At 37.5% G+C, this 25,860-nt stretch carries 27 protein-coding genes; 15 read left to right on the top strand and 12 right to left on the bottom strand.

Annotated features, from left to right (window positions below):
• Positions 1–121: 121 nt before the first annotated feature.
• Both BBI00_RS12565 and BBI00_RS12560 read left to right on the top strand, forming a co-directional pair.
• Positions 122–808 carry a hypothetical protein gene (locus BBI00_RS12565; RefSeq protein ID WP_065399089.1) on the top strand — a complete coding sequence of 229 codons (687 nt, stop codon included), beginning with the start codon at positions 122–124 and terminating at the stop codon, positions 806–808.
• A 153-nt stretch (positions 809–961) separates the two neighbouring features.
• A complete protein-coding gene (locus tag BBI00_RS12560; protein WP_065399088.1) occupies positions 962–3,820 on the top strand; it encodes a M16 family metallopeptidase in 2,859 nt (952 codons plus the stop codon).
• Positions 3,821–3,872: 52 nt separating this feature from the next.
• On the opposite strand, the gene BBI00_RS12555 is transcribed toward BBI00_RS12560, so the two are convergent.
• The 3 genes from BBI00_RS12555 to BBI00_RS12545 form a co-directional block, all read right to left on the bottom strand.
• The gene (locus BBI00_RS12555; protein ID WP_065399087.1) at positions 3,873–5,168 is read right to left on the bottom strand and encodes a hypothetical protein; all 1,296 of its coding nucleotides are present in this window, start codon (positions 5,166–5,168) and stop codon (positions 3,873–3,875) included.
• A 77-nt stretch (positions 5,169–5,245) separates the two neighbouring features.
• Positions 5,246–5,830, bottom strand: coding sequence for a DUF3109 family protein (locus BBI00_RS12550; RefSeq protein ID WP_065399086.1), 585 nt, complete (start codon positions 5,828–5,830; stop codon positions 5,246–5,248).
• 6 nt (positions 5,831–5,836) lie between these two features.
• Complete coding sequence (locus tag BBI00_RS12545; RefSeq protein WP_065399085.1) at positions 5,837–6,742, bottom strand: DUF6427 family protein; 906 nt, start codon at positions 6,740–6,742, stop codon at positions 5,837–5,839.
• A 42-nt stretch (positions 6,743–6,784) separates the two neighbouring features.
• Between BBI00_RS12545 and BBI00_RS12540 the strand changes: the two genes are divergently transcribed.
• Positions 6,785–7,018: a DUF6341 family protein gene (locus tag BBI00_RS12540; RefSeq protein WP_002976854.1), complete on the top strand. Its 234-nt coding sequence runs from the start codon at positions 6,785–6,787 to the stop codon at positions 7,016–7,018.
• A gap of 83 nt (positions 7,019–7,101) precedes the next feature.
• Here BBI00_RS12540 and BBI00_RS12535 read toward each other — a convergent pair whose 3' ends face one another.
• The 6 genes from BBI00_RS12535 to BBI00_RS12510 all read right to left on the bottom strand — a co-directional run bounded on the left by BBI00_RS12535 (position 7,102) and on the right by BBI00_RS12510 (position 10,749).
• Positions 7,102–7,539, bottom strand: coding sequence for a universal stress protein (locus tag BBI00_RS12535; protein WP_065399084.1), 438 nt, complete (start codon positions 7,537–7,539; stop codon positions 7,102–7,104).
• 60 nt (positions 7,540–7,599) lie between these two features.
• Complete coding sequence (locus tag BBI00_RS12530) at positions 7,600–8,205, bottom strand: fumarylacetoacetate hydrolase family protein (protein ID WP_065399083.1); 606 nt, start codon at positions 8,203–8,205, stop codon at positions 7,600–7,602.
• 11 nt (positions 8,206–8,216) lie between these two features.
• The gene (locus tag BBI00_RS12525; protein ID WP_065399082.1) at positions 8,217–8,789 is read right to left on the bottom strand and encodes a hypothetical protein; all 573 of its coding nucleotides are present in this window, start codon (positions 8,787–8,789) and stop codon (positions 8,217–8,219) included.
• 9 nt (positions 8,790–8,798) lie between these two features.
• A complete protein-coding gene (locus BBI00_RS12520) occupies positions 8,799–9,197 on the bottom strand; it encodes a putative signal transducing protein (RefSeq protein ID WP_065399081.1) in 399 nt (132 codons plus the stop codon).
• A gap of 2 nt (positions 9,198–9,199) precedes the next feature.
• Complete coding sequence (locus BBI00_RS12515; RefSeq protein ID WP_065399080.1) at positions 9,200–9,964, bottom strand: 3'-5' exonuclease; 765 nt, start codon at positions 9,962–9,964, stop codon at positions 9,200–9,202.
• A 71-nt stretch (positions 9,965–10,035) separates the two neighbouring features.
• A complete protein-coding gene (locus tag BBI00_RS12510; RefSeq protein WP_065399079.1) occupies positions 10,036–10,749 on the bottom strand; it encodes a CDP-alcohol phosphatidyltransferase family protein in 714 nt (237 codons plus the stop codon).
• Between the two features lie 88 nt (positions 10,750–10,837).
• On the opposite strand from BBI00_RS12510, the gene BBI00_RS12505 reads away from it, so the two are divergent.
• The 11 genes from BBI00_RS12505 to BBI00_RS12455 all read left to right on the top strand — a co-directional run bounded on the left by BBI00_RS12505 (position 10,838) and on the right by BBI00_RS12455 (position 23,025).
• Positions 10,838–12,766 (top strand): LTA synthase family protein, encoded by a 1,929-nt coding sequence (locus BBI00_RS12505; protein ID WP_065399078.1) that lies wholly within the window; start codon positions 10,838–10,840, stop codon positions 12,764–12,766.
• Positions 12,767–12,901: 135 nt separating this feature from the next.
• Positions 12,902–13,321, top strand: coding sequence for a DUF2147 domain-containing protein (locus tag BBI00_RS12500; protein ID WP_065399077.1), 420 nt, complete (start codon positions 12,902–12,904; stop codon positions 13,319–13,321).
• Positions 13,322–13,421: 100 nt separating this feature from the next.
• A complete protein-coding gene (locus tag BBI00_RS12495; protein ID WP_065399076.1) occupies positions 13,422–13,919 on the top strand; it encodes an RNA polymerase sigma factor in 498 nt (165 codons plus the stop codon).
• Position 13,920: 1 nt separating this feature from the next.
• Positions 13,921–14,538 carry a hypothetical protein gene (locus tag BBI00_RS12490; RefSeq protein WP_065399075.1) on the top strand — a complete coding sequence of 206 codons (618 nt, stop codon included), beginning with the start codon at positions 13,921–13,923 and terminating at the stop codon, positions 14,536–14,538.
• 288 nt (positions 14,539–14,826) lie between these two features.
• The gene (locus BBI00_RS12485) at positions 14,827–15,807 is read left to right on the top strand and encodes a pyruvate dehydrogenase complex E1 component subunit beta (protein WP_065399074.1); all 981 of its coding nucleotides are present in this window, start codon (positions 14,827–14,829) and stop codon (positions 15,805–15,807) included.
• A 119-nt stretch (positions 15,808–15,926) separates the two neighbouring features.
• Positions 15,927–17,918: a KUP/HAK/KT family potassium transporter gene (locus tag BBI00_RS12480; protein ID WP_065399073.1), complete on the top strand. Its 1,992-nt coding sequence runs from the start codon at positions 15,927–15,929 to the stop codon at positions 17,916–17,918.
• 64 nt (positions 17,919–17,982) lie between these two features.
• Positions 17,983–18,456, top strand: a complete 474-nt coding sequence (locus BBI00_RS12475; protein WP_027374694.1) for a Fur family transcriptional regulator — start codon at positions 17,983–17,985, stop codon at positions 18,454–18,456.
• 3 nt (positions 18,457–18,459) lie between these two features.
• Positions 18,460–20,202, top strand: a complete 1,743-nt coding sequence (locus BBI00_RS12470; protein WP_065399072.1) for an OstA-like protein — start codon at positions 18,460–18,462, stop codon at positions 20,200–20,202.
• 177 nt (positions 20,203–20,379) lie between these two features.
• Positions 20,380–21,555, top strand: coding sequence for an aspartate aminotransferase family protein (locus tag BBI00_RS12465; RefSeq protein ID WP_065399727.1), 1,176 nt, complete (start codon positions 20,380–20,382; stop codon positions 21,553–21,555).
• A gap of 189 nt (positions 21,556–21,744) precedes the next feature.
• The gene (locus BBI00_RS12460) at positions 21,745–22,131 is read left to right on the top strand and encodes an START-like domain-containing protein (RefSeq protein WP_027374691.1); all 387 of its coding nucleotides are present in this window, start codon (positions 21,745–21,747) and stop codon (positions 22,129–22,131) included.
• A gap of 78 nt (positions 22,132–22,209) precedes the next feature.
• Positions 22,210–23,025, top strand: a complete 816-nt coding sequence (locus BBI00_RS12455) for an aminotransferase class IV (RefSeq protein ID WP_065399071.1) — start codon at positions 22,210–22,212, stop codon at positions 23,023–23,025.
• A gap of 83 nt (positions 23,026–23,108) precedes the next feature.
• On the opposite strand, the gene BBI00_RS12450 is transcribed toward BBI00_RS12455, so the two are convergent.
• Positions 23,109–23,693, bottom strand: coding sequence for an N-acetylmuramoyl-L-alanine amidase family protein (locus tag BBI00_RS12450; RefSeq protein ID WP_065399070.1), 585 nt, complete (start codon positions 23,691–23,693; stop codon positions 23,109–23,111).
• Positions 23,694–23,801: 108 nt separating this feature from the next.
• On the bottom strand, positions 23,802–24,350 hold the full coding sequence (locus BBI00_RS12445; RefSeq protein WP_065399069.1) for a YqgE/AlgH family protein: 549 nt from the start codon (positions 24,348–24,350) through the stop codon (positions 23,802–23,804).
• Positions 24,351–24,374: 24 nt separating this feature from the next.
• On the opposite strand from BBI00_RS12445, the gene pdxH reads away from it, so the two are divergent.
• The gene (gene pdxH / locus BBI00_RS12440; protein WP_065399068.1) at positions 24,375–25,016 is read left to right on the top strand and encodes a pyridoxamine 5'-phosphate oxidase; all 642 of its coding nucleotides are present in this window, start codon (positions 24,375–24,377) and stop codon (positions 25,014–25,016) included.
• Between the two features lie 266 nt (positions 25,017–25,282).
• Here the strand turns inward: pdxH and BBI00_RS12435 are convergent, their stop codons facing one another.
• Complete coding sequence (locus tag BBI00_RS12435) at positions 25,283–25,573, bottom strand: HU family DNA-binding protein (RefSeq protein ID WP_027379880.1); 291 nt, start codon at positions 25,571–25,573, stop codon at positions 25,283–25,285.
• Positions 25,574–25,860: the final 287 nt, after the last annotated feature.

Genomic DNA, 25,860 nt, shown 5'->3' with positions numbered 1-25,860 from the left:
AAGTGTTAATAAATACCATGTCATTTTTCCTGTAAATAGTGCTTGTCATCCATCTGTTACTATTTCCCGTTCATCATATATAATTATATTCCTATATTTACCCTTTAAACTTATTATATATATGAAAAAGATCATCATACCGTTTTTCTGCGCTGTATTGTTCTCAGTACCGGCTGCTGCCCAGAAAAAAGGAACTGCATCTGCTAAAACAGAAGCTGTAACTGCAAAAATTACTCCTAAAGAAGTTATTGATAACTATTTCAAGGCTTCAGGAGGGAAAGATAAACTGGATGCTGTAAAATCTGTTGTCATGGATAATACCATCAGTGTACAGGGAATGGAAATTAAGTCAACCACTAAGAAATTAGGGAATAAATTTAAGTCTGTACAGTCATTGATGGGTAAAGAAATGATCCAGCTATTTGACGGTGAGAAAGGATATTTTGATCAGATGGGAACCAAACAGGAAATTCCTGCAGACAAAATTGCTGAACTTAAAAAAGGGAAACCTGTAGATGCTCTGGCATTTGATCCTTCTAATTTTCAGACTGCAACCGTTGAAAAACTTGACGGAAAAGATTACAACGTTCTGACTTCTGATAAAGGGAAGTTCTATTTTGATACAACAACCGGGCTACTTTATAAAACCGTAGCCGGAGAAGGCAGTGCAACCATTAAAAGCTATATGACAGTAGACGGATTACAGTTTGCTTCAGATGTAGATGCAGAAGGAGGTGGCCAGAAAATGAATATCAAAACCACTAAAGTTGTTATCAATTCCGGAGTAACGGATGCCGATTTTAAATAAAAAATGTCTGTTTAATGATATCAGAACCGGGTTTTACCCGGTTTTTTTAGTATATAAATAATTTTAACTCAAATTTAACTATAATATATATTTTACGATTTCTTCAGCTTGTGAATAATTAATACTTTTAGCGGGTAAAAAAAATATAATAACATGAAAAAAGTCTTGTCTTCATTTGCGGTCATCTTTCTGATGTCTTCAAATGCCTTTGGGCAGAATATTCCGGTGGATGCTTCTGTAAGAATAGGTACTCTTTCCAACGGAATGAAGTACTATATCAAAAAAAACACATTACCTGAGAAGAAAGTCGATTTCCGTCTGGCTATCAATGCTGGGTCTATTCTCGAAGATGAAAATCAGAGAGGATTAGCTCACTTTATGGAGCACATGAATTTCAACGGAACCAAAAATTTTCCGGATAATAAATTAGTAGACTTTCTCCAGTCTATCGGTGTAAAGTTCGGGCAGCACCTGAATGCTTACACAAGCTTTGACGAAACCGTTTACATGCTTCCTGTTCCTTTGGATAAGCCGGGAAACCTTGATGCCGGGCTGAAAGTGATGGAAGACTGGGCATTCAATGCTACCCTTTCTGACGAGCAGATCAATAAAGAAAGAGGAGTAGTGCTGGAAGAGCTGCGGTTAGGTCTTGGTCCGGATAAGAGAATGATGGATAAATACCTTCCTAAACTACTATACAAATCCCAATATGCAGACAGGCTTCCGATCGGTAAAAAAGAAGTCCTGGAAAACTTCAAGCCGGATGTGATCAGAAAATTCCATCAGGACTGGTACAGACCGGACCTTATGGCAATTGTAGTAGTGGGAGATATCAATGTAGATGAAGTTGAGAAGAAAATTAAAGACAACTTCAGCAAATATAAAAATCCTTCCAAACCAAGAGAAAGAAAATCCTTCGATCTTCCGAACCATAAGGAAACCCTGGTAGCGATTGAAACAGATCCTGATGCTACAAGTTCTATGGTACAGTTTATCATGAAAGATGCTGAAGCCTATAAGCCGGATGTAACGGTAGAGCAATATAATCAGAGCATGATAGAAAATCTTTCAACGGCGATGCTGAATAACAGGCTGAAAGAGCTTATCAATTCAACGAATCCTCCCTTTACTTTCGGATCTGTATACCACGGGGGAACCTATGCAAGAAGTAAAGAAGCGTTCCAGGGATTTGCCATGGTAAAAGAAGGCAACCAGCTGGGCGCACTGAAGGTTTTACTGGAAGAAGTGGAAAGAGCAAAAAGATTCGGATTCACCCAATCTGAACTTGACAGAGCAAAAGCACAGACCCTTTCTAACCTTGAAAGATCTTACAATAACAGAGACAAGACGGAAAGTGACATGCTCGTGGATGAATATGTAAGAAACTTCCTGGAGCAGGAGCCAATGCCGGGAATTACCTGGGAATATGAAGATGCCAAATCTTTCTTACCAACCGTTACCCTTGCACAAACCAATGAGGTGATCAAGAAAATGGTAAAAGATGACAGCAGGGTGATTGTGATCACAGGACCTAAGAAAGATAATGTTTCCATGCCAACGGAAGCAATGGTTCTGAATACATTCGATGCTGTGAAAATGGCTGATCTTAAACCTTACGAAGAAAAAGCGGCCATCAAGAATTTAGTGAAACCTTTCAAATCTGAAGGAAAAATCGCTAAAACAGAAACCGATGCGAAGCTGGGAACAACAACCTGGACGCTCAGCAACGGTGCTAAAGTAACATTCAAAAAAACAGATTTCAAAGATGATGAAATTGTGTTTTCAGCAAGAAGTTTAGGTGGAAATTCCATTATTCCTGATGCTGATTTCAATAAAACACAGTTTGCTTTCGGTGCCTTAACGGAAGCAGGTGTTGCCGGAGTTTCCAAAGCTGATCTTACCAATTACCTTGCCGGCAAGCAGGTGAATGTAAACCCTTCTGTTGGTCCTTATTTTGAAGGAATTTCAGGAAAAACCAATCAGAAAGATCTTGGAACAGCTATGGAGCTTATGTATGCCTACTTTACAAGCCTGAATTACAATCCGGCGTCATTCAATGCATTCAAAGAAAAACAATCTGCAATGCTGAATAACCTGTTGTCTAACCCACAGGCTTACTTCTCTAATGAGCATGCAAAATTCATGAACCAGAAGAATCCTAGATTTATCGGCTTATTCCCAATGGAAAAAGACTGGGCAAATACAGACTATAAAAAAGCATATGACATCTATAAGGATAAATTTGCCAATGCAGGAAACTTCCATTTCTATTTTGTAGGAAATATTGATGAAGCGAAATTTAAAGATCAGGTATTACAGTATATTGCAAGTCTTCCTTCATCAGGAAAAACAACTACATTCAAAGATACAGGATACAGACAGATGACGGGAGATTATACCAAAGTGTATAAGAAAGGTAAAGATCCTAAGAGTATGGTAACCATTTCTTATGCCGGAGAAGCTCCTTATAATGAAAAAGAAGCACTTGCCTTATCTGCTCTCGGAGAAGTGGCTACCATCAAAGTGATTGAAAAACTCAGAGAAGATGAGAGCGGTATCTACGGTGGTGGTGCAAGAGGAGGAATGAATAAGATTCCTTACAGTTCTTACAATTTCAGTATCAGTTTCCCTTGTGGTCCTGAAAACGCAGAAAAACTTACAAAAAGTGCTGTGGCAGAGCTTCAGAAACTGATCGATAATGGTCCTGAGCAGAAAGATCTTGATAAGTACAAAGAAGCAGAATACAATGACAATAAAACAGATCTTAAAGATAATATGTTCTGGATGAGTGGTATCGCCAAAAACCAATTGGATGGAAGCGATAAATATGATATTCTGAACTATCAGGATAAAGTAAAAGCCCTTACGGTAAAAGATCTGCAGGATGTGGCTAAGAAATACCTGACGAAAGGACGCATTGTAGCTATGCTGATGCCGGAAGACGGTTGGGAAAATGCTAAAAAAGCAGATTCTAAAGCAGAAGTTAAAGGAGCTGCTGCTGTGAAACAATAAACTTTTCATTATTTACAATAACAGAGAACCGCAGATCAGTCTGCGGTTTTTTTTATTCTTTAAAATCAAACTCAACCGGTTTACTGTCTTTTACTCCCCAATAGATCCCTTCATTGAAATCATGATACCCTATCGAAACGCCCCCTTCATATGCTGTATAACCTAAAGGATGTTTGTGAAAATAAATATTGGTATATTGAATAGGAACGATGATCTCATTTTTAGTGTTCACAACACCCCATTTCCCTCCCGTAGAGATGATTTCTTCTTTTTCATCATCAATCTCAAAAGAGAATTCTCCCAAAGCCACCTGAAAATGATCATCATGGATCTGAATCATCTTATCATAGATATTCGGGATACAGACTTCACCGTCACCATAGATTATACCATACTTTCCCTGCCTTGTCATCAGGGTATCGGGCTCTATTGCGTACTCATCATAATCTTCTGAAGTATCAATAAGGTGGGTAACCGTAATGTATCGGGTAACCGGCCATTTCGTGAAATCATACAACCTGCTGATCGGGTATATGAGATCATATTTTAGCTGGGTTTTCTCATGGGTAATGATATCGAATAAATAATACAGGTTTTTCTCCTGAACAATTAGTTTTTCTTTACAGACACTTTCAAAAATTTTTCCGGGAAATGGAGTTGTATACAATATTTCTTCTTTTTCATTAATGAGTAAATATTGTTGTTTTACATTATCGGTTACAATAAAGAGATCTTTTTTTATTCCGGTTAATTTCCAGTATTTACAAGGGATCTGCTCTTCAAAATATGAATTAAGTAAGCCGTATTGATGATTTTTGAAAGTGATCAGGTTCCCCAATGCATCAAACCGGGTATACTCATAGTTGGTAATTTTTTTTATGATCCTGCCTTCATTATTTATAAAAACACGGGTTGTGTTTCCGGAAGAGGATTTGTTGGAAAAAACTGCTTCAAACAGCAGATTTTGCGGATAAAAAGCCATAGAATCATAAACAGCTTCAGCAATCAGCCGGTATTCGTTGGTTGAGGGATCAAACTGCAGGGCTCCCCATTTTTCATTAGAAGATTTGAAAATAACAGAATTCTCAAATCCTTTATAGGAATGCTCATAGACAATAGAATATTTTTTCAGCACCTCTGAAGGAAGGATAGCTTTGATCTCTTCCGACTGTATGGATTCATCAAATATATGCAAAGGTCCGGAGAATTTTTTTTGACCGGATAAGACCACCTTTTTTCTTTTAAAGAAAAGAAGAATTTTGGTAAAAGGATTAGCTCCGATCATGGAAAACACAATAATGAGTATAAATGCAATCCCTACTACCGTTGGATATAATACTTCCTTCATACGGTAAATATACCCAAAATAAAAACCGCATATACATAATGCGGTTTTTATTGTTATCAAGTTCAAAATCCTACAGGTTAAGAACCATATTCTTTTTTCCATTCATCAGCGGCTTCGCTCAGAACGGTGTAGAAATCTTCACCATACTTTCTTATCAATGGAGTTTTTAAGAATTTATAAACAGGGACCTGCAGTTCTTTTCCAAGAGTACATGCGTCACTGCATACATTCCACTCATGATAATTCAATGCGGTAAATGCTGAGTATTCTGTAACACGGATGGGGTAGAGGTGGCATGAGATAGGTTTCTGCCAGTCTACGGCACCATCTTCATAGGCTTTTTCAATACCACATTTGGTAATTCCTTTTTCATCAAACGTTACATAAGCGCATTCACGGTTCTCCACCATAGGAGTAACATACATTCCGTCGTGTGGATCGGTAGTCCATGTGCCCTGCTCTTCAAGGGCTTTTACCCCTTCCGGAGTAAGGTAGGGTTTTATTTTGTCAAAAATACCGTCCAATATTTCCAGCTCGCTCTTATCCAGGGGAGCCCCTACGTCACCTTCCACACAACATGCACCTTTACATTTCGTAAGGTTGCAAACAAATTCTTCGGAAAAAATTTCCTCAGAAATCAATTTATCGTCTATCTGAATCATAATTTTTTAAAATAAATCAAAAACTGTACCTGCCTTAAAGGTCAGCAGGCTAATAATAATCAACCATAAACAGGCTTCCTGCATCCAGTATTTGGGTAAAAATCTCAACATTCTGCTTAGAATAATGCTTGAAGGAAATGCCAGCAGCAAAAGATATTCATAGCTCATATTCATATACAGGATGATCGTAATAAGCTGTGCCAGGGAAAATACCAGCAGAAAAGTATATTTATATCTGCTTATAGGGCTTTTCTTATTATAATTTTGAAAATGGTCATATACGGCATAAATCAGCATCAGTACTACAGGAATCAAAGGAAACAGATCTGTATAATCCGTTACCGGTTTCATCTTCCCAAAAGGAAAATAATCAATATTCCATGATGTGAACTCTACAAAATACATGACAGAGAAATAACTGAGGGTAATCAGGATAATTCCCAGCAGGAACCTGAACAGGTTCAGCGTTATTCTGGCAGAGGTAGCAATTACGTGAATAATCACAAAAACGGCCATAGGCCATGTGGTAGGAAGAAAGATAAAATTCAAGGCTACAATAGCCCCTACCAATACATAGGATTTTTTTCTGATATCTTCATCTGCACTGGTCAGAAGAAGGATCAAAAATGAATTGGTAAGCAGCGAAACCGCTATTCCTATATCTAAACTTCCCGGGTACAATCCGAAAATAAAAAAGGTATATAAAAATAAGGGCAGATGGGTCTGATAATTAAGCGCGATACTGTGAAAACAAAAATATCCCAAAGCAATTCCCAGAAAAGTAATTCCGGCAATAATAGCTTCGTAAGTATTGAAATTCAGTATGTTAAATATTATGACTACTAAAAGAAGAAAACCAATATAAACAGGAATTGAAAAAATATTGCTTTCTTTTGAAAGTAATTTAAACATTTTTTATAAATTTGTACAAAGTTAATTTAAAAAAGGAAAATAATGACGTCTTTCTTTCTATTCTTAAGCAAAGTTTTCAAATGGTCTTTCGGTTTCTTTGATGCTTTCGGTAATGTTTTAAACTGGATTCTGTTTATAGTTTGCTGTGTACTATTCACTTATTGGTGCTATGTACTGGTTGTAACCCTTGGTGGCGACAAAGATAAAGACTATTATTCTCCAACGGAAGGTAAGCATCCTTACTATGATCCGAATATCTATAAAAAAGAAGGTTAATTAATTGGTTATATAGTAAAAAACCGATCAAATGATTTATTTGATCGGTTTTTTTATTACTAACGATTAAAATTTTTCTTTGTTTAGTCGTGGATGGGAAGTACCAGTACAGGAATTTTAGAACTTTTTGTAATTCCTTTGGTAAGGCTTCCTACAAATACATCATAAATTCCGCTTCTTCCATGTGAGCCCATCACAATATAGTCTGCATTTTTTGCTGTAGCATGCTCAAGAATGATATCTTTGGCAATTCCCTGTTTTAAGAGATGCTCGCAATCGATATCATGGGCAATGATCCTTTGCTCAATTTTATTAAGCTGAACCAGTTCTTCCCTGATTTCATTGGCTTCCACTTCCGGAAAATACTGAAATCCCATATCACCGATGGCAAAGCCAATATCTGAAGGGGCTACATGGATCAGGTAAATTCTTCCGTTAAGCTGTTTTGCAAATTTTATGGCACCGTCCACCAGTTGGTCCGTCTTGTCCCCAAAATCTACGGGTAATACAATATTTATCATAACCTTTCATTTTGTTATCCTAAAGATAGGAAAAATTTGCCAGACTTTTATGTTAAATACTTATAATATTCGGATGTCAAGGATTTTTTCTTCTTCAAGATAAGCCTCAAGAACATCATTTTCGTCTACCTTTCCAACTCCTTTAGGCGTTCCCGTAAAAATAAGGTCACCTACCCTTAATGTAAAATACTGGGAAGCAAAAGCAATGATGTCGTCAAAATGGAACAGCATGTCTTTTGTATTGCCGTTCTGGACCTGTTCTTTATTTTTTAACAAAGAAAATGAAAGATTTTCAAGACTGAAATCTTCTTTCTTAAAGAAGCTGCTTACTACGGCAGATCCGTCAAACCCTTTTGCCAGTTCCCATGGCAGCCCTTTTGATTTCAGCGCTGTCTGAAGGTCTCTTGCTGTAAAATCTATTCCCAGGCCAATTTCTTCATAATGCTTATGCGCTGTTTCTTTCTGTATATATTTTCCTCCTTTTGAAATTTTCAGCACCACCTCAAGTTCATAGTGGATGTCATTTGAAAACTCAGGAATATAAAAATCATTTCCCTTTAAAACCGCTGTATCAGGTTTCATAAAGATAACAGGGTTTTCAGGAACTTCATTTCCTAACTCTTTTGCGTGCTCGCTGTAATTTCTTCCTATGCAAATGATCTTCATAACTTTATTGATTAATTGACTATACCTTTAAAATATCCTTTTCCTTCGGCTATATATTTCTGAGGGCCATATCCCCGCTGAACTTTAAGTTCACAATAACCAAAAATACGGTCTCCTTTTTTATACGTTTCTTGATCAAGAATAAGCTTACTTTCCAGAATTTTGTAGCTTTCTCCGGTATCCAGAAAGTCAAGCGGTCTGATGTTGTCAGTATAAGAATAAGGAGAAATCTTATACCTGTTCTGTAAAATATCTATTTGATAACCGCCGCCGCTGAAGCCATCTCCCACAGAAAATATGACTTTCAGTATTGGTTTCTTATTGATATAACAGCTGTAATATTCAGGGGTAATGGTGTCTGATTTGGTTTTAAAATCATTGGTTTTGATATCCTCTTCACTGTCTTCGCCCCATAAGGTTGCCTGCTTCTGCTTATCAAACGTTTTAAAAAGAGGTTTTTGAATCAAACCAGGATCAACTTCCACACTGTCCCATACCAGAAAGAATTTACCTGCTGTGAAAACAAGAAATCCTAAAACAACGACGAGTACAATTCTTCCTGCCTTTTTTAATTTTCCGACCATATTTTCCTTTTAATGCGTGAATTCATTCCCGCAATAATAGCAGATGAACTTATGGCTGGTGAGAAATGAAATGCCAAAGAAACTGGTTGCCCTGTCGTCTCTGTAAATGTGATTGGAACCACAGTTCGGACAAACAAAATCAAACTCAGGATCTTCAATGGTGTGTTCCACTTCCAATGCGTAGTGTTCATTCTCTTTATAGTCCTGAAGAACCTGTCGGGCTTTTTCCAGGTCCTCATCAAAGACCTGAAGCTGAATTCCTCCTACAGCCTGTGACAACAGCCAGTCCGACTGAATCAGCTGTTCATTGGCTATAAAGCTGTTGATACCGTTCTCTGCCAATATCTGCTTGTCCCTGTTCGCTTCAAGGGCAGTTTCATAAAATTTAAAACGAACCAGCTCAGCCATATTTAAAACCTGCTTGACAGTTGAATTTTTGTAAATACTTTCTTGGTGTATAAAGGGAAATCCGCATTCTGAAGCCATCCGAAATACCCCAGATCTTTCTGGAATATTACTTTTACACACTGTCCCTTATACTTTCCGAAATTGAAAACTTCTTCGAGTTTTTCGTTATAGCCGATAAATCCTGCAAGATCTGCATGCTTATTATGAAAGGTAAATTCGCTTAACGGAGCAATTTCATTCGGGATATCATCATATTTGCCAACCTGTGCGTCCAGTACTTCAAATGTTGCCATCACATCAGCTTCCGCGGAGTGTGCATTTTCCAATGTTTTTCCACAATAAAACTGGTATGCCGCCCCTAAATTTCTGGGTTCTTTTTTATGAAAAATCGTCTGCGCATCTACCAGTTTAAATTTGCTAAGGTCAAAATCCATGCCTACCCGTAATAATTCTTCAGCTAAAAGAGGAACGTCAAACCTGTTGGAATTGAAACCTCCCAGATCTGTGCCGGAGATCATCTCCATTACTTTAGGTGCAATTTCTCTGAAAGTAGGAGCGTCTTTTACATCCTCATCATAAATCCCGTGAATTTCACTGCTTTCTTTCGGGATCGGCATTTCAGGGTTTACACGCCACGTTTTGCTTTCTCTGGAAGCGTCAGGATTTACTTTTAAGATACAGATCTCAACGATTCTGTCTTTTCCGATATTTGTTCCTGTTGTTTCAAGGTCAAAAATACAAAGGGGTTTATGGAGTTTTAAATTCATGTTGATCAATAATAATTTGATAGTGTGTTAATTTGAAAATGAGCTTTTTGCTCTTTAAAATTTCCGGGAATCTATTTCAACTGCCCCTGGAAAATAAGCGATACCAATATATAATAAATAACAAGCATCGGAATTCCTACAGTCTGAAATATGGCAAGAATAGCGATACCTCCCACTAATAGGACTACTTTTGGATAGTTATCTTTTAATTGTTTGGATTTAAACTTCATTGCCATCATTTTAATCGGGCTGATCAGAAGCCATGAGGTAAGAATGGTAAGGATCACCAGCAGCAACTCGTTGCCAAACAGAAAGCTGAAAGTTCCGGTTTCTTTAAAAGCATAATATAATCCGAACAGCAAAACGGTATTGGTAGGCGTATTCAGCCCTTTGAAATAATAACGCTGCTCTTCATCCAGGTTAAAAATAGCAAGCCTCAGGCAGGAAAATACCGTCACCAGCAATCCGAAATATTTGATCTCAAATGGCAGGTGAAGGCCCAAAAGTTCAGCTCCGAATGGCTCAAGTGCTTTATACATCGTAAGTCCCGGGATCAACCCAAAGCTCACCATATCCGCAAGAGAATCAAGCTGGAGCCCAAGATTGGAGTTTGATTTTACTGCTCTGGCTACAAAACCGTCAAAAAAATCAAAAATTGAAGAGAGAATAAGGCAGATTGCCGTAGTCTGATAGTCTCCCGAAATAAGATGTATGGCACCCACACAGCCTGCAAATAAATTAGCCAGGGTCAGGGCATTGGCCAGATTATTCTTTATAAAATCCATAACCACAAAATTACAGTTTTTAAAAATTCTAACTCGAAATAATCGAACTAAAAAATATATTAAAGTGATTTTGATGTAAATTTGCCGCATGAAATTTTTAAAAGGATTTAGAAAACAGGAAGTTCTGGCACTGCTGTACAGGATCTTTCTGGCATATGTTTTTTATCAGATAGCGAGGCTTTTATTCTGGTATTTCAATAAGGACCTGATAAAAGTTGACTCTGTTTCAGAATATATAAAGCTGGCTTATCACGGTACGGCTTTCGATACAACAGCGATCCTGTATGTGAATTCACTGTTTATACTGCTAAGTCTTGTACCATTGGTGATTAATACAAAAAAAGGATATCAGAAGGTTCTTTTCTGGGTGTATTTCATTACCAACGGATTAGCCTATGCCATGAATTTCGGAGATTTTATCTATTATAAATTCTCACAGGCCAGGCTTACATCGGCTGTATTTCAGGTAGCAGAGCATGAATCCAATGTTTCCCAGACCCTGATGATCTCAATAGGACAGCATCCGTTTGTACTGATCTGGTATGTGGTGTTGATGATAATATGGGTTTTCCTGTACAAAAAAGTTAAAATAAGAGAAGAAAAACCGGCGAACCTGCTACCTTATTTTCTTTACTCCGTACTTACCTTATGTATTACGACCGTATTGGTTGTAGGTGGAATCCGTGGTGATTTTAAACACAGTACGAGGCCTATCAATATGGTAGATGCCACCCGTTTTGTAACCAATCCGCTGCAGGGAAATATGGTGTTGAACAGTACTTTTTCCTTTTTCCGTACTTTAAATACCAATAATTTTAAAGAAGTTCATTTTGTAGATGAAAAGTATATCACAGAAAATGTACAGCCTTATAAAGTATATGACCGCAAAGTAGAAAACCGTCCGAATATTGTTATTTTCATTGTAGAATCTTTCGGAAGAGAATATTCCGGAGCTTTCAATAAGGATAAAAATATTAAAGATTATGTTTCCTATACCCCATTTATAGACAGTTTGGCAGGGCAGAGTCTTATTTTTCCCAATACTTTTGCCAACGGAAGACAGTCAATTCACGGAATGAGCAGCGTACTGGCAGGAATTCCGAGTCTTACGGATGCATTTACCGGTTCTCCTTATTCCAATCAGAAAATTCAGTCTATCGTTTCGGTTTGTAATGATCTGGGTTATGATACTTCTTTTTATCACGGTGCGCCTAATGGTTCTATGGGATTCCTTGGGTTTGGTAATATCCTTGGCTTTAAACACTATTTCGGAAAGACAGAATATAATCATGACGAAGATTTTGACGGGATGTGGGCCATCTGGGATGAACCTTTCCTTCAGTATTTCGCAAAAAATGTAGGAAAGAAGCAGCCTTTTATGACGACGGTGTTTACCGCTTCATCACATCACCCTTTTAAAATTCCTGCAAAATATAACGGGAAGTTTAAAAAAGGAAAGATTGAAATGCATGAGCCGATACAGTATACGGATTATGCCATCAAAAAATATTTTGAAACTGCCAAAAAGCAGCCCTGGTTCAACAATACAATCTTCGTTTTTACAGGAGATCATACCAACCAGGTGTATTATTCTGAATATGAAAGAGCAATGAACCGCTATGCCGTACCATTGATTTTTTATTCCCCGAATCCTGCTTACCAGCTTAAAGGAGTCAATCCCGAAATCGCACAGCAGGCAGATATTTATCCTACATTAGCAGACCTTATCGGTTACAATAAACCCATCAGAAGCTGGGGACGAAGCCTTGTAAGTGATAAAAAATATCCTTTTATCGTAGTCAATTCAGACGGAAGTACAGAGCAGTTCATGATCGGGAATTATATTTACCGTTTCGACGGGAAAGAAATCATAGGGGTATATGATCAATCTGACCTCAGTATGGAGAAAAACCTGATAGGACAACTTAAAACCCCGGAAGTAGAACAGGGGAAACAGACAGCAAAAGCATGGTATCAGGATTATATGGACAGGGTGATCAACAGGAAGCTGTACTAGGAACAGAGAGCAAAAGTGTTGTCATACATTGCTTTATGCTTTGTATAATAAAAGTTTTTGTTCGTTGAAAATTAATTTATATTTTTATCAATACATAGATAAGAATATTGTATTAAAATTAAAACGATAAGAAATATGAAAAAATTGATGTTAACATTTGCACTTTCATTGTTCAGTGTGCTTACTTTTGCACAGATTGAAGGAAAGTGGAAAACGATAGATGATGAGACAAAACAGGCCAAATCTATTGTGGAAATCTTCAAGAAGTCTGACGGTAAATATTATGGGAAGATTTCTCAGCTATTGACAAAACCTGCGGATCCCAACTGTACAACCTGTAAAGATGACAGAAAAGGGAAACCGCTTGTAGGTCTTGAAATCATCAGGGGATTGAAGAAAGATGGCGATGAATTTACCGGTGGTAATATTACAGATCCTAAAACGGGTAAAACCTACAAATGTACCATTACAAGAAGCGGAGACAAGCTTAACGTAAGAGGATATCTGGGATTATCATTATTAGGCAGAACCCAGGTTTGGGAGAAAGTGAATTAATATAAGCTTACATAGAATTTTAGAACGGCATTTCAGTAATGAAATGTCGTTTTTTTTGAAAAATACTGTAACGAAAATAAAATCTCCCCACTTATAATATATGAGCACAGAACAGGAGAGAACATTTGTAGAATTTTTTAAGCCCAATCAAAGGCTTATCCACAAAATCTGCAGAATATATACAGATAACCCTGAAGACCATCAGGACCTTTTCCAGGAAATTACTATCCAGTTGTGGAAATCATTTCCAGGATTCAAAGGAGAGGCCAGGTTTTCTACCTGGATGTATCGGGTAGCATTGAATACGGCAATTACTTTATTCAGAAAACCTAAGAAACAGAGCGCGCAGGTAACGGATATTGATCTTTCATCCCTTACAATGGAATATGAGGATTACGAAGATGATGAACATAAGCTCCGCAAGATGTATAAAGCGATCTATGAATTGTCAGATGTGGAAAAAGCTTTGATCATGATGTATCTGGAAGATAAACCTTATAAAGAAATAGGAGAGATCCTCGGAATTACAGAAGGAAATGCAAGAGTGAAGATGAACAGAGCGAAGAATAATTTAAAAAATAAAATCAGCACACCATAATATGGAAGAATTAGAATTACTGAAAAAAGACTGGAATAAAGAATCCGATGATTTTAAAGAATATTCCGAGAATGAAATTTACAATATGATAAAACATAAATCTGTTTCCATCACCAGAACATTATTGATTATCGGATTGATTGAAGTGATACTATGGACTGTATATGGCTATCTGGATCAGCAGTTTCCGTATATAAGAATGGCTATGTTCTTCGTTTTTACAGCATTCATTGTCTTTATGTTCAATAGAATGAAAACAGGACAGAACAGCATTACACTGATGAAAAATATTTTAAACATGAGAAAGCTCATCTTAGCTTATGCAGGTATTTCACTGGTACTGGCAGTCATAGACAGTATCATTCATTTTGATCATAATACCAGAGATTTTATGGCAGGTGTCCGGGATGGCTGGAACGAAAGGCATGGAACCAACGCTTTGCCTACCAATGCTGAGATGATGATGCCTTCTTTTATCAATTATTTTGTTTTCGGAATTTGCTTACTGATTGGTTTTTACCTTTTATATATTGTCTATAAAAGAACCTATGGTAAAATTTTGCAGGATCTCAGAAAGAATTATAAAGAACTGAGCCGGCACGAGGAAACAGCGGTTTGATGATTTTTAAAGATTGGAAGTTGGAAGACGGGAATTCTCTATGCCGTTTTTGAAAATCACTATGAATAATGGTATGGATACCAGACTTAAAAAATCAATAAAAGCATGCCTCATCTATTCTTTCAGGCTTCAATAGCTTCACTCCTCCAGCCTCCAGCTTCCTTCCCTTAAAACATTCCTTCTTAAATTATTATTAATATTGAACCTCCTCATACAAATGAAACGGCTTTTTTATGATGTGTATAATAAAAAAACACTATTTTTGTAGTCTAAATTTTTCAAGAAAATATGGCAGAATATACTTTTCGTGAGGTAATTGCACAGGCAATGAGCGAGGAAATGCGTAAAGACGAATCCATCTACCTGATGGGGGAGGAAGTTGCAGAATATAATGGTGCATATAAAGCTTCAAAAGGAATGCTGGATGAATTTGGTCCGAAAAGAGTAATCGATACACCGATTGCAGAACTTGGATTTACAGGAATTTCTGTAGGAGCTGCAATGAATGGTAACAGACCTATCGTAGAATTTATGACATTCAATTTCTCTTTAGTAGGAATTGACCAGATTATCAATAATGCGGCAAAGATCCGTCAGATGAGTGGTGGACAGTGGAACTGCCCGATCGTTTTCCGTGGACCTACTGCTTCTGCAGGACAGTTGGGAGCTACTCACTCTCAGGCTTTTGAAGGTTGGTTTGCCAACTGCCCGGGGCTTAAAGTAGTAGTACCTTCCAACCCTTATGATGCAAAAGGATTACTGAAAACAGCTATCCAGGATAATGATCCGGTTATCTTCATGGAATCTGAGCAGATGTATGGTGATAAAATGGAAATTCCTGAAGAAGAATACTATTTACCTATCGGAAAAGCTGATATTAAGAGAGAAGGTAAGGATGTTACTTTAGTTTCTTTCGGAAAGATCATGAAATTGGCGATGCAGGCAGCGGAAGATATGGAAAAAGAAGGAATCTCTGTTGAAGTTATTGACCTTAGAACAGTTCGTCCTTTAGATTTTGATACAATTTTAGAATCTGTAAAGAAAACAAACAGATTGGTGATCTTAGAAGAAGCGTGGCCGTTTGGATCAGTATCTTCTGAAATTACTTATATGGTACAGCAGAAAGCATTCGATTATTTGGATGCTCCAATCAAGAGAATTACTACTCCTGATGCACCTGCACCTTACTCTGCAGCATTATTTGCAGAATGGTTCCCTAAACTGGAAAAAGTAAAAGAGGAAATCAAAAAAGCGATGTACGTAAAGTAATTATAATAGAAAAAAACTTCCGAAAGGAAGTTTTTTCATTTATTATATTCATGAAGAAAAATTCTTGACGTCATAAAATTGATATAAATTTGCGCTTTTAAAAAAATAAATTGGCTGATATGGCAGAAGTTACAGAAGGCGGTCATCACTTTGACTTAAAGAAGCTTTCATTTGTAGGCGTTATAGTATCTCTAGGGATCGTTTTCGGAGATATTGGTACGTCACCGCTTTACGTAATGAAGGCGATTGTGAACGCAAGAAAGGAAGGCGCCTCAATGCCGTTCGATGAATACATTGAAGGAGCACTGTCCTGTATCATCTGGACGCTGACGCTTCAGACAACCCTTAAATATGTGATCATTGCTCTAAGAGCAGATAACAAAGGGGAAGGAGGAATTCTTGCACTGTATTCATTAGTGAAAAAGCTCAAAAAGAAATGGCTGTACGTAGTTGCCATCATTGGAGCCTCCACACTGGTGGCAGATAGTGTCATCACTCCTTCACTGACGGTAATGTCAGCTATTGAAGGGCTCAAAATATACAATCCGGAAACTCCGGTCGTTTTGATCACCCTCGTTATTTTATTTGTGATCTTTGTGGTGCAGCAGTTCGGAACAGCCTCTATCGGTAAGTTTTTCGGACCCATCATGGTCACGTGGTTCCTTGTTTTAGGAGTTTCAGGGTCACTTCATATTTTTGACCATATTGAAATCCTGAGAGCATTCAATCCAATGTATGCCTATAACCTGATTACCCATTCCTCGAGTGCCATTGTAATTATGGGAGCGGTTTTCCTTTGTACCACTGGGGCAGAAGCTTTATACTCCGATTTAGGACACTGCGGGGCAAAAAATATCAGAATCAGCTGGGTTTTTGTTAAATTAATGCTTATCCTGAATTATTTGGGACAGGGGTCATGGTTACTGGATAACTATCACCAGGTACACAACGGAGTAAATCCTTTCTTCGGAATTATGCCGGAATGGGCCGTTCTTCCAAGTGTAATTTTAGCTACTGCAGCAGCAATCATTGCCAGCCAGGCGGTGATTACCGGATCATTTACCATGTTCTCAGAAGCCATGTCCATCTCTTTCTGGCCTAATCAGCATATTGAATATCCTTCAGGGGTAAAAGGGCAGATGTATATTCCAAGAATCAACTGGGGGCTGATGGCTTTCTGTTTTGTAGTCGTTGTATTCTTCCAGAAATCAGAACGTATGGAAGCTGCGTACGGACTTACCATCACCATTACCATGTTGATGACAACCATTCTGTTGCTATTCTGGCTCAGCCGTACAAGAGTTAATAAGATCTTTATCATAGGATTTGCCATCGTTTACCTGTTCCTTGAATCAGGATTCTTCTATGCCAATGTTATTAAATTTGTAGACGGAGGCTGGCTGACCATGGTATTGGGCGGATTCATTGCGGTGTGTATGTATGCATGGTACAACGGAAGACTGATTAAGGCTAACTTTATCCAGTACGTAAAAATCGATAAGTATGTGTCTATTCTTAAAGACATGAAACTCGATGAAACCATTCCGAAATATGCAACCAACCTGGCTTATCTGAGCAGAGCCAAAAGAAACGATGAAGTGGAATCAAAAATTATCTACTCCATCATCAAAAAACAACCGAAAAGAGCAGATCATTATTTTATCCTGAGCATCGTAAACCAGGAAGATCCGTATACTTTCAAATATACGGTGGACGAAATTCTTCCGGGAACCGTTTATAAGATCAATTTCCTTTTAGGATTTAAAGTAGACCGAAGAATCAACGATTATTTCAATATGGTACTGAGAGATCTTATGGCAGATGGAACTATTCCTTCAAGAAGCAGTCATCCGTCTCTGAGAGCACATAATATTCCGCCGGATCTGAAATACGTTATCATAGATAACACCTATATCAACGATATTCTTTTAACTGTTAAACAGAAGATTACCCTTAATATCTACAACTTCGTGAAGTATATCGGAAGTGATGACTTTAAGGCCTGGGGAGTGTCTTCCCACAACGTTGAAGTGGAATCTGCACCGATTACGGAGCTTACTGTTTATGACAACAAGATTGAGCAGTCCGGGTACTTCCGTCACAACTCTTAACCGTTAGTATTTAACCATAATATCTATTTAAATAAAATTCAATAAATTTGTAGATAATTTTTTTATGGATACAGTACAAAAAGAAAAAAATATAGCTTTGATCAAGGATGTTCTGAGAAACTACTTATTAGAAAAAGGGTTCAGAAACACACCTGAAAGATATACGATATTAGAAGAAATTTATAATATGGATCATCACTTCAATGTTGATGATCTGTATCTTCTGATGATGCAGAAGAAATACCATGTTTCCAAAGCAACAATTTACAATACGATTGAGATTTTCCTGGATGCAGGTTTGATCCGTAAACACCAGTTCGGAGAAAAAACACTGACTTCTTCTTCTTATGAAAAGTCTTATTTTGATAAACAGCATGACCATTTGGTGATCTACAAAAAAGACTCAGATAAAGAAATTGAAGAAATTATCGAATTCTGCGATCCAAGAATCCAAGGAATTAAAGAAGCCATTGAAGAAGCATTTGGCGTAAAAATTGATTCTCATTCGCTATATTTCTATGGCACTAAGAATGACTAATTAATGAGAAAAATCCTTTTTCTGTTCATCTTGATCTCTGCGCTCAGCTTTGCGCAGGATAAAACCCCTGTGAAGAGAGATCCTTACCTGCAGCCTTCTTCACCGGCAAAAACCCAGCCGACAAAACCGGAAGATAAGATAAAGATCATCAATGCTGATAAAATCATCAAAGACCCTGCAAAATATGAAGGAAACCAATATTTTACAGGAAATGTGAAAATTGAGCATCAGGGATCTGTGCTTACTGCGGATGAAGTCGTTCTTTACAATGAAGAAAACTTCGTAAAAGCCATGGGGAATACCAGACTCCAGAATGCTGACGGTTCAGTAATCACTGCAGGAGAAATGGAATATGACGGTAACACCCAGAAAGGTGTGGCCCGGAAAAATGTAGTCCTTACCGATCCCAAGCAGACCATAAAAACGGATATCCTCTACTATGACAGATTAGCCAACCAGGCTTATTTTAATACGGGAGGAACCATTACAGACAGCCAGGGAAATGTAATGTATACCAAATCTGCAACGTACTTCCTGAATACCAAAATGATCGATTTTGTTGGCAATGTAAGAATAGACAATGCCCAGTATATCATAGAAGGTGTTAATATCAAACAAAATCAGAATACCAAGGTTGCTGAATTTTTTGGTCCTACAACCATTACCAACAGAGCCAATCCTAAAAACAGGGTTTACACCGAAAGAGGAACGTACAGAATGGAAACCAAAGAAGCTTTCCTGAATAAGAATTCCAAGATCTTCTATAATGATAAAATCCTTACCGGTGATGATATGTATTTCAATCAGATTACAGGTTTTGGAAAGGCTACTGGGAATGTAACACTGGACGACCCGAAGGAAAGAAGATACATTAAAGGGGGCTATGGAGAGATTTTTGAGAAAAAAGACTCTTCAATGATGACCAAAAACCCTTATGCTGTGAAAATCATGGAAAAAGATACCGCTTATTTTGCAGCCGAAAAAATTATCTCTTTTCAAAGACCGGACTCTCTTGACATCAATGTAAAGAAAAGCTTCTTAAGAGCCTATAAAAAAGCCCGTATCTACAAATCCAATGCACAGGGAAGAGCAGATTCTATTGCCTTTAATGAGACAGATGGGGTACTGCATATGTTTACGAAACCGATTCTTTGGAGCGGTGAGAAACAGGTAACAGGAGATAAGGTAGAAGCTTATTTTAATACCCAGAACGAAAATATAGATTCCCTGAAAGTAATCGGAAATGCTTTTGCCATCAGTAAAGTGGATTCCCTGAATTTGAAAGATGAATTCAACCAGGTGAAAGGAAAATTCATGACCGTTTACTACGAGAAAAATTATATTAAAGAAGCCAGAGTAGTAGGAAATGCACAGTCTATTGTATATGTGGATGATACCGATCAGGAAACCAAAAAACCTGAAAGAATCGGGATTACACTTTCTACCTGCGGAATTATAGGTGCTTTATTTGAAGAGAGAGCCTTGCAGATCATCTCATGCAGCATCGGTGCCGCTTCAGATACCTATCCGATGAGTAAAATTGAACCTTCGAGACGTAAGTTCCCTGATTTTAACTGGAATACCAAAGACCGGATCAGGAAATGGCAGGATATACTGGTAGACAGCCCGAACTATGAAGAAATAAAATACACAGCCGATAACGAGCTGTATGATCAGGCCCAAAAGGTTATAGATGATGAAAGAGCCAAAGAAGAAGCCAAAAAGCCAAAAAGAACCAGAAAATAATACATAAAAAGAACCGCTTGACAAAGCGGTTCTTTTGGTTTAATAATAATAATATGTTTTCAGGACCATACGGCAGCCCGTTGGTGTTGAACCACAGAACTCTGTTATTCCATGTCAATAATTTCCGCATTTGCTGAATCTTTTATAGCTTTGCTGAAATTTTTTGAGACGATGGAAATGCATAAAGATTTTTTTATATATCAGGCGCAAACCACAAAATTTGCTGCAGGTTTTGAAGTTGAAAAAGCCGAAGGAAATTATATCTACGGTACAGACGGAAAGAAGTACCTTGACTTCGTTGCAGGAGTTTCTGCCAACACACTTGGGCATTCTCATCCTAAAATAGTCAATGCGATCAAAGAACAGGCAGATAAATATCTTCACGTGATGGTATACGGTGAGTATGCACAGGAAAAACCTGTTGCCTTATGTAAATTGCTTGCAGAAGCCACTCCGGAGCCCCTTGAAGTGACGTATCTTGTAAACAGCGGGGCAGAAGCTATAGACGGAAGTTTAAAGCTGGCTAAACGATATACAGGAAGAGAAGAAATTGTTTCTTTCAAAAACTCTTACCATGGAAATACCCATGGAGCTTTAAGTGTTTCAGGAAATGAGAACCATAAAAGAGAGTTCCGTCCGCTACTGCCGATGGTTTCTTTTATTGAATTCAACAATGAAAAAGATTTAGATAAAATTACAGAAAAGACAGCAGGTGTGATCCTTGAAACCATTCAGGGAGCTGCAGGTTTTCTTGTTCCTGATGCTGATTATCTGATTAAACTGAAAAAAAGATGTGAGGAAGTAGGAGCACTTTTAATCCTGGATGAGATTCAGCCGGGATTCGGAAGAACCGGGAAGCTTTTCTCATTCGAACACTTCGGTATTGTTCCGGATATCCTGGTGATGGGTAAAGGTATGGGTGGCGGAGTTCCTGTAGGAGCTTTCATGAGTTCAGGAAAAATAATGGAAACCTTGTCCCATTCTCCCAAGCTGGGGCATGTTACTACTTTTGGCGGTAATCCTTTGATTGCAGCAGCCAGTTATGCTACTTTAAAAGAAGTTTTGGAAAGCGGGCTGATGAATCAGGTGGACGAAAAAGAAAAACTGTTCAGGGAACTTCTAGTTCATCCGAAAATTAAGAATATCAACGGTAAAGGGCTGATGCTTGCAGTAAATCTGGGCGCTCCTGAATATACCTTGGAGGTAGCTAAAAAATGTATGGAAAGAGGACTTATTGTTTTCTGGCAGCTCTACAGAAACGAGTACCTGAGAATCTCTCCTCCGCTTACATTATCTATGGACGAAATCAGAGAAGGGTGTCAGATTATTCTCGATATCCTGAATGAAAATTAAATACAAAAACCTCTCCGGAAAAGAGAGGTTTTTTTATGCCTTGCATGGTAGTTTTGAATAAGTTGACTTAACATAATACCGATTTGAATTCTGTGATAAATATCATACAGATTCTTTAAAAAAGTAATTGCTTTTTTGTGTAATAAAAAAATTAATTTATATATTGCGGGACGATAAAACAAAGATTATATGGCGAAACATAAAGTCCATTACGAATTTCCAATGCACTGTTTATCAGAGATTTTATATGAATATCTGGCTACTGCAGAGGGGTTGTCTGAATGGTTTGCGGATGAGGTAACAGAGAAAGGCGATGATTTCTTTTTTAGCTGGGGTGGAGGCCCTGCAGAAAAGGCCACTTTGATCAGATATAAGCCTGAAGGTTTCGTGCGTTTCAGATGGGAAGAAGATGAAGGAACTAAGAATTTCTTTGAAATGACTATCGTAATAGATGATATTACAGAAGATTTAGCTCTGAATATTACAGATTTCTGTGAAGAAGGAGATGAAGAAGAAAACGCAATGTATTGGGAAAATCTTATTGAAAACCTCAGAATAAAATTAGGTGCGGCATAATGCCGGACTGTATTAAATGATAAAACTGATGAACGATTTATCGTTCATTATTTTTTTGTAAATAAATCACATCAAAAATTGGAAAATCAATATTTTACGTCAGACGGGTTGAATGTTAAAAACAGAGCCTTTCTTTTGGGCGACTCGGTGAAGGTTTCTTTCTTTGTAAGAAACGGTAGATTGATCATGGATGAAGAATGCTATTTTTTTCTGATGGCTTCCATGAGAAAGATGAGAATGAATATTCCTTTGACTTATACCCTGGAGTTTTTCCAGTCCCTGTTTCATAAAGAGATCATAGAAGGCGCAGGAATACAGAACGGGATTATCAATTTCCAGGTGTTCAGAAACAATGATGGGGTAACTTTGGCGAAATCTTCCGTATCCTACTTTTATGAAGTGGCAGAAATGGATGATGTGCTTGCGGTATACCATAGACCTCAGGAGCTTGATCTTATCAAAGAAATCAATGTGAATAATAATCTGTTGAGCAATATCAGGGTACACTGCCCGGAAAATATTTACGGTGGAATTTATGCTCAGGAAAATGACCTGGACGATGTCATTCTTCTGAATCCCAATAAAAGGATTGCCCGTACCACTTCAGGAAACCTGCTGTTTCTCGAAGGAAATGTCATCAAAGTTCCGAAACAGACGGAAGGAGCATACATTTCTCCTCTGATGGAAAATTTTGTTACGTTTTTACATAAAAATAACCTGGCCGATATTCAGGAACACGAAATTATTGCCTTTGAATCTCAAAAAGCTGAAGAAATTCTAATGATTTCGGATGAAAAGGGAATATTCTCTGTAGGAAAAATAAGAAACAAGACTTTTGAAAATACCCGCTTCCTGGAACTGGTGGAAGGCTGGAAAAAAAGCTTCGATCAATAAAATTGACAAACCCGGTAAACAACAAAGTTCCAAAAGTCCTTTACCGGGTTTTATTCTGAATACATCAGAAATTGTTTCTTTATTTAATATTCATTGATGACTTCAATGAATTTCTGTGCGATTTCTTTCTGACCCTGCTCACTGGTCATATAATTTCTGTCTTTGGTATTGTTGATAAATCCCATTTCTACCAAAACAGCAGGAGCTTTAGTCTCTCTTAGAATACGGTAATTACTTTCTTCCTTTATTTTACGGGCCTTGAATTTTTTATAAATCTTTCCTGCCAGTTCCTTTGATGCTTCTGAGTTCTGGGCATAGACTTCAAGTCCGCTCTGTGGTGTTTCTTCCTGTGCCGAAGTATTGGCATGCAGCGAAATCACCATTTCAGGATTCAGTTTATTGATCTGTTCCGTTCTTTCAGAAAGAGTAGGAAAAATGTCCGTATCCCTTGTCAGTACCACTTCATATCGATCCTGAGTTTCATTGATCTTCTGAATCTCTTTGGCAATCTTTAATGAAATGTCTTTTTCCGCAAACTGTCCATGCGTAGCTCCCTTATCATTTCCACCGTGGCCGGCATCAATGACAATGTATTTTTTATTGACAGGAGTAAAGGATAAAAATGCTGCAGAAAAGACTGATAAAGTAAGTAGTGGTATCCCTTTCATTTCAGTGGTTTTTGTTTTTCCAAAGAACGTAAAAACTTTCTTTAAAATTGGTTAATGAAATCTTAAAGTTTGTTAATTATCTGTCTGTTATACAGCGAGATAGTTTTTTTAGTTCAGTGAAATGTCTTCAGGGGAATTGGCCCAAAGAAGAAACTCGCCACCAAGGTTCTGCATGATCGATTTCCAAAGCGTCTGATCATTCGGAAGCGTATAGTCTAAATTATAGACATCCACTACGGTCCACATTTTTCTCTGTACTTCAGTATCCAGCTGATTAGGAGACCATCCTGAATAGCCTGAGAATATTTTTATATTATGAATATCAAGCTCACTGCTCAAAACAGCATTGATGATGCGCTCAATATCTTCTGTAAGATAGTATTCATCGGTGATCTCTGTATAGATTTCAGTAACTTTCTGTCCTTTCACGATGAAAAACACCTTGTCGTTTTCTACAGGCCCCCCATCGTATACTTCGATTTTAAAATCAAAAAAATCTTTGAATTTACTACTCATCTGGCTATTCTTCTTATTCAATATCAAACCAAATGCACCGCTTTCATTATGTTCAATAACCAATACTACAGATCTGGAAAAAATATCGCCGGAAATGTCAGGTGTCGAGATTAATATTTTACCTTTGTATGAGTGATTCATACTCAAATTTAATAAAAAATATCTATGGAAAACCTGCACGACAAAAGAAAAGTGTACGAGAAATCCCAACTTATTGAAAGTGAGGTAAAACAAAATCCAATTGAGCAGTTCAGGGACTGGTTTTTGGAGGCAAGTGAAAGCTCAGTGATCTCAGAAGCCAATGCTATGGCTGTTTCTACGGTGGAAGAAGATGGATGCCCGAGAACGAGAATGGTGCTTCTGAAGGCCTACACCCATGAAGGATTTATCTTTTATACCAATTACAACAGCCGGAAGGGAAAAGCCATAGAAAATAACCACAAAGCCTGTCTGCATTTTTTCTGGCCTAATCTGGAAAGACAGATCATCATCAAAGCTGATCTTGAGAAAGTGGCTGAAAACCTTAGTGACGGTTATTTTCATTCAAGACCAAAGGGAAGCCAGCTGGGAGCCGTAGTTTCGCCCCAAAGCCAGGAGATACCCAACAGAGAGTTTCTTGAAGAAAAACTGAAAGAACTGGAAAAAGAATACGAAAATACAGAAGTTCCAAGACCCTCCAACTGGGGCGGTTATCTGGCAAGACCTTACGAAATTGAATTCTGGCAGGGAAGGCCCAACCGTCTTCATGACAGAATCATCTATACACTGGAAGATCTGGACTGGAAGATTTCAAGACTGGCGCCATAATGGGGGGAAATTAGAGTTTAGAAACTAAAAGTTAGAGTTTAGTGACGGTGGTTTTAATATGCCTCAAAACATAAACTCTGTCCACCAATAGAAGCGGGCTTTAGCCCGCTTATTTTTATTGTGCATAATGAATAGAGGCTTTAGCCAAAACTTAATATTCTTATTGCTTAAAATCTTTTAACGGTTGAATTAATTTCTCTTACTATTGGTAATAAAAAAAGGCTGCTTCTTTAGAAACAGCCCTTGAATTTTTGTAATCTGAATGATTATTTTTTCTTAGCACCGGAAACTGCATTTGATAAATCAGCTCCAGCTTTGAATTTAGCAACTTTTTTAGCAGCAATTTTGATTGGTTTCTTAGTTGCAGGGTTAATACCTTGTCTGGCTGCTCTCTCAGCTACTGAGAAAGTACCGAAACCTACTAAAGAAACTTTTCCGTCTTTTTTCTTTAAAGTAGAAGTTACGTTACCAATGAAAGACTCTAAAGCAGCTTTTGCTGCAACTTTAGTGATACCTGCATCTTTTGCGATTGCGTCGATTAATTCAGACTTGTTCATAATTTTTAATATTAAAGTTAGTTCGTAATTATAGCAAATATAATACTATTTTCTAATTGTGCAATTTTTTTATTAAAACTTATACAATTTTTTTACTTTTCAGTGAAAACAGTTAAAATATGATAATTCGGTTTTTCACGAAAAATCTACGTTACGGGTTACTAAAATCATGCCAAATGCTTATGTTTATTGACTTTAGCAAAAACTTAATATTATTTCCTGTATTTATTAAATCCTAAATTGTGTATAAAGTATTGATTTTTTTAAGCATATGATTGTTAACTTTA

The sequence above is a fragment of the Chryseobacterium arthrosphaerae genome, assembly GCF_001684965.1.
Taxonomy (GTDB): Bacteria; Bacteroidota; Bacteroidia; order Flavobacteriales; family Weeksellaceae; genus Chryseobacterium; species Chryseobacterium arthrosphaerae.
The sequence above is the reverse complement of the archived record's forward strand: the minus strand, read 5'-3'. Positions and strand labels throughout refer to the sequence as shown.